A 17,476-nucleotide genomic window follows, 5' to 3' on the forward strand; every position below is an offset into this window, starting at 1 on the left:
CGGGATTCTTCAATTTTTTCTACAATAAAAGAAATAACAAGCTGGATTCATGGAAGGAGTTTGTATGCTTCATACTCTTCGAAATATTACGCTTGCCCTGGCACTTGCAGCGGGGGCAGTGGCACTTGCTGCGGCAGAGGACCTCACCATCGATGGCCTTGGCACGATCCCTTTCGGGCGGGAGGTCACGGTCACCGACGGGGGGCATACGGCCATCAATCGGTTCTTCATAGACAGCTCTCATCAAAAGGACTACGGGAAGACGGCCAATGCTGCCATGTGGTCGGTCCTTACGGTGCCGCCGGGGATGCAGCTCTATCCCGAAAAACCGCCATATCCTTATGATTCACTTCATATTTACCAGCTGAAAAAATCGAAAGTGAAAGGACTTTACACAGCATCCCTTTTTGTTATCCGGGGGACAGAAGAAGAATTCTTTCATGAGGGAAAGAAAAGGAATGCATCTTTCTGGAAAAATGCATTCCGGGAAGATGCAGGACGTCCTACATCCCTCTTTGGCCTGCCAAAGATTCAGCTGTCCGAATTTCAGGATCTCCTTGACCATGTAATGGAAGAAAAGGGCGGCAAGGGGCATGTGCGGATTCAGGCTTTCGAGCCCTGGCGCGCCTATAAAGCGGATGATGGCACATACCACTGGGCGCAGGAGGCACGCATTGTCATGACCAATGAAAAGGGGCTTTCGTTCCCCATGTGGATTTATTCAGCGCTTTTCAAAGAAAAGGACAATTATTTCCTCATTCTTACTATCGGCAGCCATGCCACTGCTGAGGAAATGGAAAAAGTTCTGCTTTATGGATATTATCAATTGAAAAGGAGTGAAGGCTGATGAAAAAAATAGCATCCCTCCTTATGACGGCGGTCCTTTTCATGGGCGCAAGCGCTGCGGCCTATGATTTTCAGGCACTGGCAGAAAAGAACCTGCCGGACCGGTTTACCTATAAAGATATTCCTGGTACGCAGACGATTCCCTTTGCAGGAGGAGAAGTGCCTTACCAGCTGGGGCAGCTTGCGGTTAATCTGAACAGCGCGAAAAAGTTCTCTTCCGGTTACATCATCCGGACCCGGCTTCCCCAGAAGTCAGCCAAAATGATGATGCCATTTTTTGCCATGAATCTGGGAGAAGAGCAGTGGAAAGTCCTTACTGAGGTTAATCGCGCTTTTCTGGATCCGGAATCAACTCTTCGCAAAGATATGGAAAAGACCATGATGGGCCTTGCCATCAATGCCATGGGTCCTCTGGCTGAAAAGAACGTAACAGTGGAAATATCCAGTGAAGAGCCTCTCCGCCGTCTTGCAGGCAATGAATCTTACGTACTGACTGCCGGCGCCCGGGTCATTTATAACGAAGAAGGACTTATCCTTCCTATGTATACGAGAGCCTATCTCTTCCCGAGCGAGGACAGGAAATATCTGGATGTGCTCATGCTGTTCACTCCGGATGAAGGCAAAGGACCCCTTATTTATGCCATTGACGACCTGGCAAAAATTGCTGCTAAAGAGGAACTGCTTGGCAAGCGCCAGTACATGGATCTGGGAGAAATCCTGGGTGACAGTCAGAAGAGAAGGGCAGAGCGGGAAAAGCAGGCATCGGAAAGTAAATAGTGAGAAATATGGATTTCATCAGGTTAACCGGTTTTCCGGATAACCTGATTTTTTATTGGAATTTTCAAGAAATATCATTCATCATGACAGATGTTGTCTCAGGTGGGTGATATACTATGACCGTAAAAGGCAAAGGAGGGAGTAAAAACAATAGAAGCGGATTTCCGGTAGTCAAAGGAAGGGGAGTCAATGAAAAAAGCATCATTTATCATTTCCCTGGCGGCGCTGATCTTGTCCATCATCAATCTGTATAACGCCGTCAATGGCCTGGGAGGAGGACTTAAGAGGAGAGAAAGCACGGTTGAAAAAGGATAAGGCTGAAGCCGAAGGAGGACTATGGTTATAGACGAGGTCATGACGATTGCGGAAGCGGCCGGGCGGTGGCATGTCTCACCCAATACCCTGAAATCCGCCTGCCGGGGCCAGAAGGGATATCCGCCAAGATTTTCGAGAGAAGAAAGCCGTCAGTCCGGCAGGGTCTGGCTCATTACGAGATCAGGCATGGAAAGGCTCTATGGAAAAGAGGCAGGAGTGTAGGGGATACATTCTGATTTAATGGAAATAATTAAAAGCTGAATCTTGCTGCAGGAAAAGGTTCGGCTTTTTTATTTCCTGTTTCCGAACTTTTTGAAATATGGAATTTCCAAATAAAGAATGGGAAAATCCATATTCTTACTGTAATCGGGCCGGGGCTGTGAATCTCCTCTGCCTGGCTGTTAAAAACTAAAAACTGACTACCGATTGCCATCCACTATTTCTCCAATCTGCCTGATGGTCCGCCCTATATTTTTATCGCAGAAAAGATAGGTTTTGTGGTAATATAATGATGTATGACCATGAACTTTTCGCCATTTCTTGAGCGTTGCGGGCTCTGCCCGCGTTGGGGAAGGAGTGTTGAAGGTGTCTGATATCAGACGTTTGTATGTACGAAAGAAAGAAGGTTTCCGCCAGGGTGAAGAAAGCCTGACGAGCCAGCTCCGCGAGGTACTGGGGGACCGCATTGCAGGCTCTGCCATTTACCATCGTTATGATGTAGACGGACTTACTGATGAAGATTATGAAAAGGCAGTAGCCACTGTATTTTCTGAACCGCCGGTAGACAGCACGACCACTGAGCTTCCGAAAGGAGATTTTGTGCTGGGCGTGGAGTTTCTGCCCGGACAGTATGACCAGAGAGCAGATTCTGCTGAGCAGTGCTTGGCTATTGTCACCGGTAAAGACAGTGCCAGAGTGCGCTGTGCCCTGGTTTATGTATTTGAGGGTTCCTTCATCGACGGGGATCGTGAGAAAATCCTGAAATTCCTGGTGAACCCGGTGGAATCGAGAGAAGCTTCTCTTCTTCCGGCAGATACTCTGGACCTTCCCATCGAAGAACCGAAGCCTGTTCCCACAGTGGAAGGACTCACAAAGCTGGATGATAGAGGAATTGATGATCTCATCGCATCCATGGGCCTTGCCATGAGCCATGATGACCTGGCCATGATCCGCGATTATTTCCGGGATGAAGAAAAAAGAGATCCTACTGTCACTGAAGTCAAGGTGCTCGATACCTACTGGTCCGATCACTGCCGCCATACCACGTTCTCCACGAAACTCACCGATATCGGCGTGGAAGAAGGCACTTACAGCGCACCAATCGCCAGAGCTCTGGATGAATATAAAGAAACAAGAATCCATATTTACGGGAAAGATACGACCCGTCCCGTGACCCTTATGGATATGGCTACCGCTGCAGTCAAAGCCCTTCGCAAGGAAGGAAAACTGGCCAATCTGGATCAGTCCGAAGAAATCAATGCCTGCACCATCAAGGTCAAAGTGGATACGGAGGAAGGAGTACAGGACTGGCTTCTCCTCTTCAAAAATGAAACCCACAATCATCCGACGGAAATCGAACCGTTCGGCGGCGCAGCCACCTGTCTTGGCGGCTGTATCCGCGATCCTCTTTCCGGCCGTTCTTATGTATATCAGGCCATGCGTGTCACTGGTGCCGGTGACCCCAGAGTGCCTCTTTCAGAAACTCTTCCGGGCAAACTGCCCCAGAGAAAAATCACCATCGAGGCAGCCAAAGGGTACAGCTCCTATGGCAACCAGATTGGTCTGGCCACAGGAGAAGTCAAAGAATATTATCATCCGGGATTTGTGGCAAAACGCATGGAAATCGGTGCGCTGGTAGCCGCAGCTCCGGAAGACCACGTCATCCGCCTTGCTCCCGAGCCGGGGGATGTAGTCATTCTTGTAGGCGGACGCACCGGTCGTGACGGTATGGGCGGTGCAACGGGCTCTTCCAAGGAACTGAATACGGAATCTATCGAAACCTGCGGCGCTGAAGTGCAGAAGGGCAATCCTCTGACCGAAAGAAAAATCCAGTGTCTCTTCCGCCGGGGTGAAGTGACCCGCCTCATCAAGCGGTGCAATGATTTCGGTGCCGGCGGCGTATCTGTAGCTGTAGGCGAACTCACTGACGGCCTCGATATTAACCTGGATAAAGTCCCGAAGAAATATGAAGGCCTTGACGGGACGGAACTGGCTATTTCCGAATCCCAGGAACGAATGGCAGTGGTTGTCAGAAAAGCAGATGCTGACCAGTTCATTCGTTATGCAGCAGAAGAAAACCTGGAAGCTACCGTGATTGCCGATGTAACTGATACAAAGCGCCTCGTCATGAAATGGAGAGGTACACCGATCGTTGATATTTCCAGAGCTTTCCTGGATACGAACGGCGCACAGCAGGTGAAATCCGCCTACATCGCAAAGCCTGATGAAACAGGCTATTTCCATCCTGTAGAAACAAAATCCGTGAAAGAAACCTGGCTCAAAGCCATGGAAGATCTCAATAACTGTTCCCAGCAGGGACTTTCTGAACGGTTCGACTCCACTGTCGGTGCCGGTACGGTGCTCATGCCCTTTGGCGGCAAGTACCAGAAGACGCCGACCGATGGCATGGTGGCTAAATTCCCGGTACGGAAGGGCGAAACGGACAGCGCATCCTTCATGACCCACGGATTTGACCCTGCCCTTGCTACCTGGTCCCCGTTCCATGGAGCTGTTTATGCAGTGCTTCTCTCTGTGACCCGCCTCGTATCCCTTGGCGCTGACTGGAGAAAAGCTTATCTTACCCTGCAGGAATATTTCGAAAAACTGACCGATAAAACAAGCTGGGGCAAACCGGCAGCTGCCCTTCTTGGCGCTTTCCATATGCAGGAAGCCCTGGGTCTTGGTGCTATCGGCGGCAAGGACTCCATGAGCGGCACTTTCAATGATCTTCATGTACCGCCGACACTCGTCTCCTTCGCAGTGGCTCCGGGCAAAGCTTCTGAAGCCGTAAGCCAGGAACTGAAGAAGGAAGGAGATGCCCTTGTCCTCTTCGGAATGCCGAAAGACAAAGAAGGCATGCCGAATCTGGATGTATTCAAAGCACATGCTGATTTCCTCTATAAAGAAGTGCAGGCCGGCCATATCGCAGCCATGAAGGCCGTAGACCATGGCGGAGTGGCAGTCACTGTGGCCAAGATGGCTTTCGGCAACAAGCTGGGCGTGAAATTTACAGGAAATCTTCCGCTTGCCAAATTCTTTGGCAACTTCTATGGAGCTATCGTCGTGGAAACGACACCGGAACTGGCGAAAGAATTTACGAAACAGCCCCATACGAAACTCCTTGGCACCGTAGGCGGAAATACCATGGAGGCCTATGGAGAAACCATTCTTCTCGCCGATCTCCTCAAAGCCTATGAAGAACCGCTGGATCCCATTTTCCCGCGCCGTGCAAAGGGGAGCGATGAAAAGGTGCCGGCCATTCCGGACAAGAAATTCCATCCTCTCTTCTACGTTCATACAAATATCGCAAGACCGAGAGTCTTCATCCCCACCATGCCCGGCACGAACTGCGAAGTGGACAGTGCCCGGGCCTTTGAAAGGGCAGGGGCCGTGGCCGATGTATTTGTATTCAGGAACAGGGATTCCGCTGAACTGAAGGAAGCAGTGGAAGAAATGGCAGAACGCATCCGCCATGCCCAGATTGTCATGTTCCCGGGCGGCTTCTCTGCAGGCGATGAACCGGATGGATCTGGCAAGTTCATTGCAGCCGTTTTCAGAAATGATGCACTGAAAAATGCCATGGAAAAACTTCTCCATGAAAGAGACGGACTTGTCCTTGGTATCTGCAACGGTTTCCAGGCACTCATCAAGCTGGGTCTTGTACCTTATGGTGAATTCAAGCCTTTGACCGATGATGCGCCGACTTTGACTTTCAATACCATCGGACGCCATCTTTCCCGTTATGTCACCACGAAAGTGGTTTCCACGAAATCCCCCTGGCTTTCCCTCTGCAAACCGGGAGATCTCTACAGCATTGCCATCAGCCATGGCGAAGGCCGGTTCATCGCTTCCGATGAACAGATCAGAGCCCTTGCCGAAAATGGGCAGATTGCCACCCAGTATACGGACCTTGAAGGCAATGCCACTTACGACAGCCGGTACAATCCGAATGGTTCCTGCTGGTCCATCGAAGGCATTACTTCCCCGGACGGCAGAGTTCTCGGCAAGATGGGCCATACCGAAAGAAGAGGCACTAATATTGCAAAGAATATTTCAGGAAATAAATACCAGCCCCTTATTGAAGCAGGCGTGAAGTATTTCCGGGGTTAATTCACTTTCGACAGGAAAGGTTCAGCGGCTTTTATCGTAATCGTGATTCGTGATTCGTGAAGGATATGGACCTTCGGAAACCAATCTTATATAACGGTCCTTCGGGTCTTTGGCCCGCAATTCCTGCGTGAAACGTATTCCTTGCTATTCCGTAAAATAAACCCATCAGGTTCAAGAAGAATCTGATGGGTTTTCTTTTTTTATTTGGCGCGCTTCCGTGCCACCTTCACTTATCACTGAGCAATAACCGCTAACTGCCAACGGCTAATGGCTGACTGCTGACTTCTGTCCCCTATTTCCCCATTAGCCAACAGCTCTGAAAAAAGGTATAATGAATTTATTAAGAGAGAGTACGAAGGGAGGGAAGGCCATGACAATCGAGGACTTCTATCCAAAGGAAACGGACGGGACGAAGATGTTCTTCCTCAAGCGTTTCTTCCAGCGGTTTAATGATGACAATGTGACGGCCCTGGCGGCGGAATCCACCTATTATTTCATCCTGGGCCTTGTTCCTTTCCTGATTTTCATGGTGAATGCCATTCTTTTCTTTGCAGCTCCCCAGATGAGCCTGATTCTGCGTCTTCTGACCTATCTTCCCGCCGATGTGGCGGCCACGATGGAGCAGAATATTATCCGCATCCTGCAGGCCCGAAGCTCCATCTGGCTGATCGTCGGTCTTGCCGGTGCCCTGTGGACTTCTTCCCAGGGGGTGGATACGTTGATTCGCGCCATGGACGCAGCGTTCCTGGGGGACAGAAACCGGCAGTCCTATATCATGGTCAATGCGAAATCCATTATTTTTACGCTTTTTATTTCCTTTGCCATGATCCTGTCTCTGGGGCTCATCGTTTTTGGAAATGCCGTGGTTTATGCTATTGCTTATTATTTTAAGGTACCTGCGCTGTTCCTTGATTTGTGGACTGTGGTGAAATTTGGTATTCCTTTCAATATTGTCGCTTTTTCTCTGGGGTTTTTCTATCAGTATGCGCCTGACGGGAGGCGGTCGAGCTGGAAGCGGGTACTTGTCGCTTCATTTCTTGTGACCCTCATCTGGTTGGGACTCACTGCTGCTTATGGATATTATATCCTTCATATTTCCTCCATGGGCATTACTTATGGCTCCCTCATCGGTTTGATTGTCCTCTTCATCTGGTTCCGCCTGGCTGCCATGGTCATTATCGCAGGGGGAGAAATCATTGTGACCTGGAATGAGACGGCAGAACGAAGAGACAAGTATCTGGGAGTTGAAAAAGCGGAATGAACCGCTGCTCGTAAAAGTGCCTGCATAAGGGCACTTTTTATATTGGCGGAAGAGGGATTGAGAATCAGGAATCGGGGATTGGGGCAGGCGGGAAAGGGGATGAGAAGGCTGCAATTTCATATTTCCTCATCAAAAAAGCCTTTCAGAATTGACAGCGTCTGAAAGGCTTTTTTATTAGTTTGTCAGCTGCTATGAGATAACTGATAACTAAGAACCAAAAACTAAAATCTTACTTCGCAGCTTCACCGGCAAAAGACTTGTTTTCCATCTCTTCTTCTTCATCCCGGCCGACACACCAGGAAGCAAAGAGGGAGCCGGACACATTGTGCCATACGGAGAAGATAGCGCCTGCGATTCCGCCGGCTGCAGTGAAGTACATGAGAGCCAGGGTGGAAGCGAGGCCGGAGTTCTGCATGCCTACTTCGATGGACATGGCGCGGATCTGGGCTCTGTTCATGCCGAATTTCTTTGCGCAGAAGTAGCCGAGAGCCATACCAAAGAGGTTGTGAAGGATAACGACTGCCAGGATGATAAGTCCGTTATCAATAATCGTATGACCGGAGAGAGAGACTACGCAGCCTACGGTGAAGATGATGACGAGAGCAGAAAGGAGCGGGGTCACAGTGGTGACTTTCTCTACCTGCTTCGGGAAGAAATAGTTGAACCCTACGCCGATCAGGAGCGGCAGGAGGACCATCTTCACGATAGACATCATCATGGAAGTGAAGGAAATATCAACCCAGGCACCGGCAATGAGCCAGATGAGGAATGGGGTAACGAAAGGCGCCAGGATGGTATTCACCATGGTCATGGAAACGGAAAGGGCAACGTCTGCATGGGCAATGTAGGAAATGACATTGGACGCGGTGCCGCCGGGGCAGCAGCCGACCAGGACTACGCCGATAGCGATAGCCGGGGGCAGTGCGAAAACTTTAATCAGGATAAATGCCAGAGCCGGCATGATGATGAACTGGAGAAGGGTCCCCAGAGCTACATTCTTTGGCTGCTTGAAAACGTTTTTGAAATCCTTTGGCGTAAGGCTCATGCCCATACCGAACATGATGACACCCAGCATGATTGGAATATATTTTGCAAGAGGTTTCAGGACATTCGGGAAGAATACGCTGAAGATACCGATCAGCACAACGCCGACGGACATATATTTCGTACAGAAACGGACGATCTTTTGTAACATTTACATTCTCCTTGAGAAAAGGGGAGGAGAAAGCAATGCAAGGGCTCGTATGCACCCTGCATGCCAGTCCTTTTGATGACCCCTGAAAATATTGTGGCGTTTCACAATGATGCGGGAATCAGCCGATTTCTCTTTCCTTTTCCTGGCCTCTGACCTTCATGGGACGGTTGTGTTCGTCCAGCATGACGACTTTCGGCTGAAGAGCGCGGGCTTCTTTTTCATCCATCTGGGCATAGGCCATGATGATGACGATATCACCTACCTGGGTGCAGCGGGCAGCTGCGCCATTGAGGCAGACTACGCCGCTTCCCCGTTTGCCCGGGATGGTATAGGTTTCCAGACGGGCGCCATTATTGTTGTTGGTGATCTGTACAAGTTCACCCGGGAGGATGCCTGCAGCATCCAGAAGATCCTGATCGATGGTGATGCTTCCCATGTAATTCAGGTTGGCTTCTGTCACGGTTGCCCTGTGAAGCTTTCCATGCATCATTGTGTAAGTCATTGCTTATGCCTCCAGTACTACGTTATCAATGAGTCTAGTCTTGCCGAATTTGACGGCCAGTGCCAGGAGCGCTTTTCCTTCAATGGTTTCGCCCATTTCAGTCAGGCCCGGCATGCCGTACATTTCTACATAATCGATGTCGCTCATCGGTTCAGTTTTGATTTCTTCAGTTACCTGGTCGATGAGTTTCTGTTTATTTCTTTCACCTTTTTCAAAAGCTTCTTTAGCATGCTTCAGGGAACGGGAAAGAACGAGGGCTGCTTTATGTTCTTCAGCAGAGAGGTAAATGTTTCTGGAACTCTTTGCGAGGCCGTCTGCTTCACGGACGATCGGGCAGATGCGGAGTTCGAGGTTCATGAAGAGGTCTTCTACCATACGCTGGAGGACCTGGGTCTGCTGGGCATCTTTCAGGCCATAGTAAGCGCGGTCACATTCGGTGAGGTTGAAGAATTTCGTGCATACCGTAGCAACACCTCTGAAATGAATCGGTCTGGTACGGCCGCAGAGGACTTTGGTAATCGGTCCTTCTACTTCAACCCAGGTGGGGTCCTTGTGGGGGTACATTTCTTCCGGAGCCGGGTTGAAGAGGAAATCTGCGCCGGCAGCTTCAGCAACTTTTGCATCAGCTTCCAGGGTTCTCGGATACTTTGCATAGTCTTCGTTTGGTCCGAACTGGGTTGGGTTGACGAATACCGTGGTAATGACGATATCGTTTTCAGCCCTTGCAGCTTTGATCAGGGAAGCGTGGCCTTCATGAAGGGCGCCCATGGTTGTTACGAGGCCGATGGATTTGCCTTCCTTCTTGCACTTGTGAACGAATTCCTTCAGTTCGCTGATCTTGTGAGCAATAATCATTTTTTGACATCCTTTCCTGGGAAATCAGCTTTCCCTACTGCTTTTCTGCAACAACGGGACAGGATTTCAATAAAAAAGACGCACTCCAAAGAGAATGCGTCAGCGCCTGCTTTGCCACGTGGTGACCAGGAAAAGGGCATCCGAAAGATGCCCGTATTTTTGAAATCACTGCATTCGTCTCGGTTATTACAATCCAAGCGATATGAAATTTTTGGAAACATCTGCGGTCGGTTTCTCTCTCTTTACCCGCTGCAGCTCCGGGACGGTTACTGCGCGGATGCCCGGGAAACTTTCCCATGCAACGCGGAATCCTCATCACTTTAAGCTCCCTCCGGGATGCCCCTGTGAATTGGACGCCTGCCATGTCATCCAAGGGAAAGAATACCGCGGCAGGAACCTTTTGTCAAGATGAAATGATTAAGAAAACATTTGAAAAAGAAAATCCTTATAACAAATAAGTGATAAGTGAAAAGTGGTAAGTGGTAAGTGAAGGTGCGGCGCAAATTTATGAGCGCCGAAGATTTTGCCTTTTACGTATTTGACCCGACAGGGAGATTTTTTCAAAATATAAAAAAGGGCGCCCTGTATTATTAAGGCGCCCATGATCACGAATCACGAAGAAAGAACAACGAACAACGATTCAGCACTAAATGACCGGTCAGGTTTCTTCCCTGATGATGAGAGTAAAATATATCCTTCCCTCTTTCCAGCTGACGTTAAGGGGGAGCGAGAGGAGGCCCGAAAGTTCCCTGGCGATGGAGAGACCTATGCCGTAGCCGGACTTTTTGCTGTTATGGGATTCATCATTCCGGTAGAACCGTTCGAAGAACCGTTTGTAGTCCACGTCCTTTCCATCTTTGTAATCGTTGGAAACGGAAAGTTCTATTTCCTTTTTATTGCTCCGAACGGCCTTTACCGTGATGGTTCCTTCATCGTCACAGTACTTGATTCCGTTATCCAGAAGGATATGAAGGATTTCGGAAAGAAATTTTTCATCCGTTTTCACTTTGAAATCTTCGCTGCAGGAAAGAGTGAGCTTTTTCTGCTGGTCCTGGGCCAGGACATCAAATTCCTCCACATTCCGTTTCAGCACATCTTTCAGATTAAAAACTTCCGGCTTCAGCTCTGCTTTCGTGCTTTCTCCTGCTTTGGAGAGGAGGATGAGATGGCTGATGAGGCCGGACATGCGGCGCACTTGCTTTCTGATTCCTTCGGTGAATTCATTTTTCCCTTCCATCATTTCCATGGCTTCCGCATTGACGGAAATAATGGCCAGCGGCGTCTTCAGCTCATGGCTGGCATTGGTGATGAACCGTTTCTGGTTTTCCGCATTTCGTACAAAAGGCTCGATGGCTTTTTTAGAAAGAGCCGCCAGAATGATGACGTAAAGGATGACACAGAGCAGACCGAACCACATGGAATAGGACATGAAAGTATGAACATCGGAGAATTCTCTCGTGCAGTCCATAATGACGATCAGGGAACCTCCGTCTTCAAGAGGCGTTTTCATGTATCCATAGTGGGTCTTGTTTTTCGTGATGAAACCGCTCACATCATCTTCCCGGAGGGCGGTTTTTACGAATTCCACGGCCTGCTTTTCGGAAAAGGCATAGATATTCTTTACATTGACCGCAGTAATTTCCCTGTTCTCGTTGAGATGAATGGAGAAATACCGGGTCTGGAAGGCGAATTCCGGCGTATCTTCCGCCCAGGTGAACCCGGGAAGGATATCTTCAATCCAGAGGGAGGGATTCCTGTGGTACCGGGAGGGCATGGTCCCACCGTTTTCGGAAATAAATGCCATCGTATCCAGGCAGTGGTTCTTCATGGTATAGTAGCCGATACCATTGATGAGACCAAGTGCCCCGATGAGTATAATGCAGACGGCCAGGGTAGCAAGCGCAATGAACCGGCGGCGAAGTTTGCGGATAGGATTCATGCGTCCTCCTTCCTCAGGGTGAGGCGGAAATCTTTCCCCTCCTCTCCTTCAATGGCAAGGTCCGAATTGATGGCGGAAAGTTTCTCACGAAGGTAGGAAATATAAATCCACACCACACTTTCGTCTACATCTTTTTCGTCTTCCCAGATTTTTTCAAAAATATAATTCGTGGAAAGAAGTTTTCCTTCGTTCAGCATGAAAAGCTTCAGAAGCTTTGTTTCCTTTCCGGAAAGGCGGATGGCATTGTGGGCGGAAAGTTCCTGCTCCTCCGTATCGAGAGAAGTGGAACCGACAGTTAAAGTGGAAGGGGTAAAATCTTTCACCCTTCTTGTGAGGGAACGGACCCGGGCGAGCAGTTCTCCAATGGCAAAAGGCTTTGTGAGATAATCATCAGCCCCCGAATCCAGGCCGGAAATACGGTCGTCGATTTCCGACTTTGCCGTGAGCATGATGACAGGTGTCACATCGCCGGATGCGCGGATTTCCTTCAAAGCTTCGATTCCGTCCATCACAGGCATCATAATATCAAATATCATACAATCGTAATTCTTCTTTGATGCGAAGTCTACGGCAATCTTTCCATTCTCCGCCCAGTCCACCTCATACCCCTGGTGCTTCATAATGGCCACGACTACCTTTGCCATGTCTTTTTCATCTTCGGCGTATAAAAGCTTCATAATTTCTCCTTTATAACTGGTCAATGGATCAAGTCATCTGTCCGTATCGTTTTTCGTTATTCGTTGTTCGTTGTTCGTGAAGGATATGGTTCCGCATTGCGGAACCAATTTTATTGATTAAAGCCTTCGGCCCTCATCCAGGGTGAAAAAAGCTTTTATTAAAAGATTTATAAGATCTCTCAAATGATTCAGCTTGTTTGAATCGGTATTTTGTTGACAGTTCTGAGATTACTTTTTATAAGATTGGTTCCCGAAGGGAACCATATCCACAACGAATCACGAATCACGAACAACGAAGAACGAATACACCTGATGACTCTAACCCTTAATGCTCCTGTCTGATTAAGTTCCGTATCGTCTGCATGGATAGGTCGCAGGAGGCCAGTTCATCGGCGCAGCGCTTGAGTTCCCTTGTAATCATTTCCGGATTTTTGATATCCTTTTTGTACTTCATCTGGTGTTCCAGGCTGGCCCAGGAGTCCTGGGCAATGGTTCTGAGCTGGACTTCCACATAAAATTTTCCCGGATTATTTCCTTCCTCATCTTCAAATGGGGCGGTAAGGCGGAGAATGAGATGGTAGCTCCTGTATCCGCTGGGCTTGGAATTCCGGATATAATCCTTGCGGTTTACAATTTCCACATCCGGAAGGGAGGAAATGAATTCGATATTGTCATATACATCATTGAGGAAGCAGCAGACAATGCGTATGCCTATGGCATCATGTATATCCACCAGTGCGGATCTGGCTGTCTCGGGAAGCCCTTTCCGACGGCATTTCTCCCGCATGCTTTCCTCTGACTTCACCCGGTAAATGAGGTGCTCATAAGCAGCCTCACCGGTTTTTTCCTTATAATCATCGCTGAACGCTTTGATTTTTGAAACAAGCCCGTCAAGTATCTTCGGAAGTGTGTCTTTATGGGCTCCATAGATGGATTCTGGCATTTTTTATTTCCTTTACAGGCGACTCAATTTAAATTTTACATATATAAGGTATTCTTTATTATAACATGAGGATAGAAAGGAAACTGAATTTGATGTTACTTTTGAATCGGGGATGTCGGGTAACTCGGGGTGTCGGGGATTCGGGAAGGCGGCGCCTTAAAATTATAAGGGCGCAGAGTTTTGATTTTGAGGAACCTGAATGAACATGAATTTTTATTAAAATCGTTGGACCACTGAACCTTGAAGTATTGAGGAAAGAGTTTTTTGTATTTCAAAACAGATATGATTCCAGAAAACCTTATTTCCTTTATTTTAAGTATGCCAAAGGCTGTGCGCAGAGCGCACTATAAAAATTGGTTCGCGCAGCGAACCATATCCTTCCCGACTGCCCCGACCGCCCCGATACCCCCCGATTGCCCCGAGACAAAAACTGTCCCGGTTGAAAGTTTCCCTTACATAATTATTGTATTGGCAGATAAACCATGCTATAATAAACCGTATTGACAATTTCTATAAACATCTTTGCCTTTATATGGTATAATAACCAAGATGCATTGAATTTTTTGCTGTATACCCGAGGGAGAAAAAGAAAGAAATGAAAAGAGAAGATATCCGCAATATTGCCATTATCGCTCACGTCGACCATGGCAAGACGACTCTTGTGGACGCTATGTTGAAACAGAGCCATGTATTCAGAGAAAACCAGAAAGTGGAAGAACGTGTCATGGACTCCAACCCGCTGGAAAGAGAGCGAGGCATTACCATTCTGGCCAAGAATACCTCTGTCATGCACAATGGTGTAAAAATCAACATCGTTGATACCCCAGGGCATGCGGATTTCGGCGGTGAAGTAGAACGTATCCTCAATATGGTAGACGGCGTTCTGCTGCTGGTCGATGCTCATGAAGGCCCGATGCCCCAGACCAAGTACGTACTCCGCAAGGCTCTGGAACATAAGCTGAAACCAATCGTTGTCATCAATAAGATCGACCGTCCTGACCAGCGTATTTCTGACGTGGAAGGCGAAATCCTGGACCTCTTCATCGAACTGGAAGCAGATGATGACCAGCTCGATTTCCCGCTGATTTATGCTTCTGCCAGAAACGGTATTGCCAAACTTCATATGGAAGATGAAGGCAAAGATCTGGGACCCCTCTTTGATACTATCCTGAAATACTGCCCCTGCCCGGATGTGGATCCGGAAGGTGGACTGCAGATCATGGCTACCACACTGGAAGCCGATGATTACCTGGGCAAGGTCGCTATCGGCCGTGTCACCAGAGGTACCGCAAAACAGGGCATGACCGTTGCCATTACGGATGGAGAAAAAACCCGCACCGACCATATCGGTTCCCTCTTCTCCTGGCAGGGAATGAAACGGACTCCGGCTGCTGAAGTCAAAGCAGGCGATATCTGCGCAATGGCAGGTTTCAAAGATATCAATATCGGTGAAACCGTAACTGATGCAGTGAATCCGGAAGCTCTCCCCACCATTCATATCGACGAACCGACCCTGTCCATGGTATTCCATGTCAACAAGAGCCCCTTTGCCGGCAGAGAAGGCGATTTCGTCACTTCCCGTCACATTCGTGCCCGTCTCTATAAAGAAATTGAAACAAACGTGGCTCTCCGCGTAGAAGATACTGATACTTCCGATGCATTCAAGGTTTCCGGCCGCGGCGAACTTCATCTCTCCGTACTTATCGAAACCATGCGCCGTGAAGGCTTTGAACTGGAAGTTTCCAAACCCCAGGTTATTTACAAAACCATCGATGGCAAAAAATGTGAACCGCTCGAAAGACTGACCATTGAAGTTCCGCAGGAATTCATGGGTGCTGTTATGGAAGGTCTTGGACCGAGAAGAGCAGAAATGATTTCCATGGATGAACTGGCCGGCTACATGAAGATGGAATTCTCCATTCCTGCCCGCGGACTCATCGGTTTCAGAAATGAACTGCTCACTACCACCCGCGGAACCGGTATTATGTACCATGTATTCCAGGGCTATGCTCCTTACAAGGGAGATATTCCGGAAAGAACAAGAGGCTCCCTCGTTGCTTTCGAAGCAGGCACCACCACTGCATACGGCCTGAACTCCGTACTCGACCGCGGTGATCTTTTCCTCGAACCGGGCGTTGAAGTATACGAAGGTATGATTGTCGGTGAAAATGCCCGCGACCAGGATATGGACGTCAACCCCTGCAAGAAGAAACACCTCACCAATACCCGTGCAGCCGGCTCCGATGATGCAATCAAGCTGCCGCCTTGCCGCAAATTCACCCTTGAATCCGCACTCGAATGGATCAACGATGATGAACTGGTCGAAGTTACCCCGAAGAGCCTCCGCATGAGAAAGATGGTCCTCTCCCGCCAGGCACGTTATAAGAATGCCAATGTAAAGAAGAGCCAGCAGTAATACTTTTGATTGACCGCTTAAGCAAAAAGTCCCGGCTTTGGCCGGGACTTTAATTGTGTCTGAAATGGAGTGGTAAGTGATAGGTGGAGGTGCCCGCATAAAAATATGAAAGCGGGCCATTTTATATGGAATACCGGACAAGAATGAGTTTGTATTCATGCCCATTGCGTGCTAAACCTGTGCGCGAAGCACACCATAAAAATGGATTTTCCGCAGGGTCCATATCCTTCACGGACCACGATATATGCCAAATATCTCGAATCGCTATTTATAGAAAATTTATAATTCTTCTATCCGTTTTCCCTAAATTGGGTATATAATAGTTACAAGAGAGAATTATAGAAAGGAGGAGTCCTTATGAAGAAGATTTTAATCCTGGCAGCCGTCCTGGTTCTCACAGGCGCAGGGAGCGCTTTTGCCATTGGCGGGATTATGGATGTGGAAGCCGGGTATAATTACAATACGGCAGCTGACGGCATTCATGGCGGTCACCTGGAAATCAGGCCGGTTCCGAAGCTGGCTATTGGCGCGGAATATCGTCACTGGAATCACCGGGGCGATGAAACGGATGTGTATGCCAAATATAAAATCGGCCGCATTTATCTGGGCGCCGGCTCGAGAAATTACTATGATAGAGATGCAAAGATGTTCGGCATGGTAGAAGGCCGTGCGAACGTAGTGGGACCCCTCGATGCCTATGCAGGCCTCCTCGTTTCCAGCGAGGAACGGCAGTACAAGGCAGGTCTCCAGCTGGATCTGGTACCTACGTCCCTGGATCTGGACGTGAACTATACGTACTATGATCGGGATGATATCGATAACGAAGGCGGTATCGGCTTTGGTCTCAATTATCACTTTTAAAAGAAAAAGCAGTCCATTGAGGGCTGCTTTTTTATTGCTGTTTTTTAGAAACAGGGAAATAAAATTTGTTTATATAAGGATATTAAAGGAAGAAACACTTTTGAATCGGGAGTGTCGGGAATCTCGGGATTGTCGGGGTTGTCGGGCAGGTGTGCCGCTGACGCGGCACGAATTATATATGGGACTGTGCACAGGCGGAGAAATTAACCATTAACTCCAATGTACAGTTTTTCTCATTCAAGTCATTCTCTTCACTCGAAAGTCATTTCGCTTTTTAGAAATTTAAAATTCTTGTCTGAAAGGAAACTGAAGGAAGAAATACTTTTGAATCGGGAATGTCGGGAATCTCGGGAGTATCGGGGCTGTCGGGCGGGTGTGCCGCTCGCGCGGCACGAGTATTTATGGGGAATTCTCACATTATCTCCGGGCAGCTGTAGAACAACCCCTCAGTTGCCTGCGGCGACAGCTCCCCAATTACACATATCGGCGCCGTTGCCACCGTAAATAAAACCGGTGGGAGTTCAATTTTTCTGTATAATTGGGTTAGCGGCAGAAATCGA

The 17,476-nt window shown here is 48.5% G+C and carries 15 protein-coding genes; 8 read left to right on the top strand and 7 right to left on the bottom strand.

Annotated elements, in window-relative coordinates:
* The first annotated feature begins 64 nt into the window (after positions 1–64).
* From QZN42_RS03010 to QZN42_RS03025, 4 genes are all read left to right on the top strand, one after another.
* A complete protein-coding gene (locus QZN42_RS03010; RefSeq protein ID WP_296954248.1) occupies positions 65–847 on the top strand; it encodes a hypothetical protein in 783 nt (260 codons plus the stop codon).
* On the top strand, positions 847–1,623 hold the full coding sequence (locus QZN42_RS03015; RefSeq protein ID WP_296954249.1) for a hypothetical protein: 777 nt from the start codon (positions 847–849) through the stop codon (positions 1,621–1,623). Before QZN42_RS03010 ends, QZN42_RS03015 begins: the two co-directional genes overlap by 1 nt.
* 189 nt (positions 1,624–1,812) lie before the next feature.
* The gene (locus QZN42_RS03020; RefSeq protein ID WP_296954250.1) at positions 1,813–1,938 is read left to right on the top strand and encodes a hypothetical protein; all 126 of its coding nucleotides are present in this window, start codon (positions 1,813–1,815) and stop codon (positions 1,936–1,938) included.
* Between the two features lie 21 nt (positions 1,939–1,959).
* Positions 1,960–2,160, top strand: coding sequence for a helix-turn-helix domain-containing protein (locus tag QZN42_RS03025; protein ID WP_296954251.1), 201 nt, complete (start codon positions 1,960–1,962; stop codon positions 2,158–2,160).
* A 28-nt stretch (positions 2,161–2,188) separates the two neighbouring features.
* On the opposite strand, the gene QZN42_RS03030 is transcribed toward QZN42_RS03025, so the two are convergent.
* Positions 2,189–2,371, bottom strand: coding sequence for a hypothetical protein (locus QZN42_RS03030; protein WP_296954252.1), 183 nt, complete (start codon positions 2,369–2,371; stop codon positions 2,189–2,191).
* Positions 2,372–2,523: 152 nt separating this feature from the next.
* Between QZN42_RS03030 and QZN42_RS03035 the strand changes: the two genes are divergently transcribed.
* Complete coding sequence (locus QZN42_RS03035; protein ID WP_296954253.1) at positions 2,524–6,267, top strand: phosphoribosylformylglycinamidine synthase; 3,744 nt, start codon at positions 2,524–2,526, stop codon at positions 6,265–6,267.
* Between the two features lie 370 nt (positions 6,268–6,637).
* Complete coding sequence (locus tag QZN42_RS03040) at positions 6,638–7,528, top strand: YihY/virulence factor BrkB family protein (protein ID WP_296954254.1); 891 nt, start codon at positions 6,638–6,640, stop codon at positions 7,526–7,528.
* A 229-nt stretch (positions 7,529–7,757) separates the two neighbouring features.
* Here the strand turns inward: QZN42_RS03040 and QZN42_RS03045 are convergent, their stop codons facing one another.
* The 6 genes from QZN42_RS03045 to QZN42_RS03070 all read right to left on the bottom strand — a co-directional run bounded on the left by QZN42_RS03045 (position 7,758) and on the right by QZN42_RS03070 (position 13,639).
* Entirely contained in the window at positions 7,758–8,723 is a 966-nt protein-coding gene (locus QZN42_RS03045; protein ID WP_296954255.1) for a bile acid:sodium symporter family protein, read from the bottom strand.
* A gap of 118 nt (positions 8,724–8,841) precedes the next feature.
* Positions 8,842–9,225, bottom strand: coding sequence for an aspartate 1-decarboxylase (gene panD / locus QZN42_RS03050; RefSeq protein ID WP_296954256.1), 384 nt, complete (start codon positions 9,223–9,225; stop codon positions 8,842–8,844).
* Between the two features lie 3 nt (positions 9,226–9,228).
* Positions 9,229–10,080: a pantoate--beta-alanine ligase gene (gene panC / locus QZN42_RS03055; RefSeq protein ID WP_296954257.1), complete on the bottom strand. Its 852-nt coding sequence runs from the start codon at positions 10,078–10,080 to the stop codon at positions 9,229–9,231.
* Positions 10,081–10,738: 658 nt separating this feature from the next.
* On the bottom strand, positions 10,739–12,019 hold the full coding sequence (locus tag QZN42_RS03060) for a cell wall metabolism sensor histidine kinase WalK (protein WP_296954258.1): 1,281 nt from the start codon (positions 12,017–12,019) through the stop codon (positions 10,739–10,741).
* Positions 12,016–12,696 (bottom strand): response regulator transcription factor, encoded by a 681-nt coding sequence (locus QZN42_RS03065; RefSeq protein WP_296954259.1) that lies wholly within the window; start codon positions 12,694–12,696, stop codon positions 12,016–12,018. Before QZN42_RS03065 ends, QZN42_RS03060 begins: the two co-directional genes overlap by 4 nt.
* Positions 12,697–13,021: 325 nt before the next feature.
* Positions 13,022–13,639 (bottom strand): GTP pyrophosphokinase family protein, encoded by a 618-nt coding sequence (locus tag QZN42_RS03070; protein WP_296954260.1) that lies wholly within the window; start codon positions 13,637–13,639, stop codon positions 13,022–13,024.
* Between the two features lie 595 nt (positions 13,640–14,234).
* On the opposite strand from QZN42_RS03070, the gene typA reads away from it, so the two are divergent.
* Together typA and QZN42_RS03080 are read left to right on the top strand one after the other, a co-directional pair.
* Positions 14,235–16,055, top strand: a complete 1,821-nt coding sequence (gene typA, locus QZN42_RS03075) for a translational GTPase TypA (protein ID WP_296954261.1) — start codon at positions 14,235–14,237, stop codon at positions 16,053–16,055.
* A gap of 357 nt (positions 16,056–16,412) precedes the next feature.
* Complete coding sequence (locus tag QZN42_RS03080; protein ID WP_296954262.1) at positions 16,413–16,916, top strand: transporter; 504 nt, start codon at positions 16,413–16,415, stop codon at positions 16,914–16,916.
* The last annotated feature ends 560 nt before the right edge of the window (positions 16,917–17,476 follow it).

The organism is uncultured Dialister sp. (assembly GCA_900314595.1).
Taxonomy (GTDB): Bacteria; Bacillota; Negativicutes; order Veillonellales; family Dialisteraceae; genus Dialister.

Coding starts and splice junctions, on each gene's coding strand:
- QZN42_RS03010 (WP_296954248.1), top strand. CDS start 65: ATGCTTCATACTCTTCGAAATATTACGCTTGCCCTGGCACTTGCAGCG.
- QZN42_RS03015 (WP_296954249.1), top strand. CDS start 847: ATGAAAAAAATAGCATCCCTCCTTATGACGGCGGTCCTTTTCATGGGC.
- QZN42_RS03020 (WP_296954250.1), top strand. CDS start 1,813: ATGAAAAAAGCATCATTTATCATTTCCCTGGCGGCGCTGATCTTGTCC.
- QZN42_RS03025 (WP_296954251.1), top strand. CDS start 1,960: ATGGTTATAGACGAGGTCATGACGATTGCGGAAGCGGCCGGGCGGTGG.
- QZN42_RS03030 (WP_296954252.1), bottom strand. CDS start 2,371: ATGGCAATCGGTAGTCAGTTTTTAGTTTTTAACAGCCAGGCAGAGGAG.
- QZN42_RS03040 (WP_296954254.1), top strand. CDS start 6,638: ATGACAATCGAGGACTTCTATCCAAAGGAAACGGACGGGACGAAGATG.
- QZN42_RS03045 (WP_296954255.1), bottom strand. CDS start 8,723: ATGTTACAAAAGATCGTCCGTTTCTGTACGAAATATATGTCCGTCGGC.
- panD (WP_296954256.1), bottom strand. CDS start 9,225: ATGACTTACACAATGATGCATGGAAAGCTTCACAGGGCAACCGTGACA.
- panC (WP_296954257.1), bottom strand. CDS start 10,080: ATGATTATTGCTCACAAGATCAGCGAACTGAAGGAATTCGTTCACAAG.
- QZN42_RS03060 (WP_296954258.1), bottom strand. CDS start 12,019: ATGAATCCTATCCGCAAACTTCGCCGCCGGTTCATTGCGCTTGCTACC.
- QZN42_RS03065 (WP_296954259.1), bottom strand. CDS start 12,696: ATGAAGCTTTTATACGCCGAAGATGAAAAAGACATGGCAAAGGTAGTC.
- QZN42_RS03070 (WP_296954260.1), bottom strand. CDS start 13,639: ATGCCAGAATCCATCTATGGAGCCCATAAAGACACACTTCCGAAGATA.
- typA (WP_296954261.1), top strand. CDS start 14,235: ATGAAAAGAGAAGATATCCGCAATATTGCCATTATCGCTCACGTCGAC.
- QZN42_RS03080 (WP_296954262.1), top strand. CDS start 16,413: ATGAAGAAGATTTTAATCCTGGCAGCCGTCCTGGTTCTCACAGGCGCA.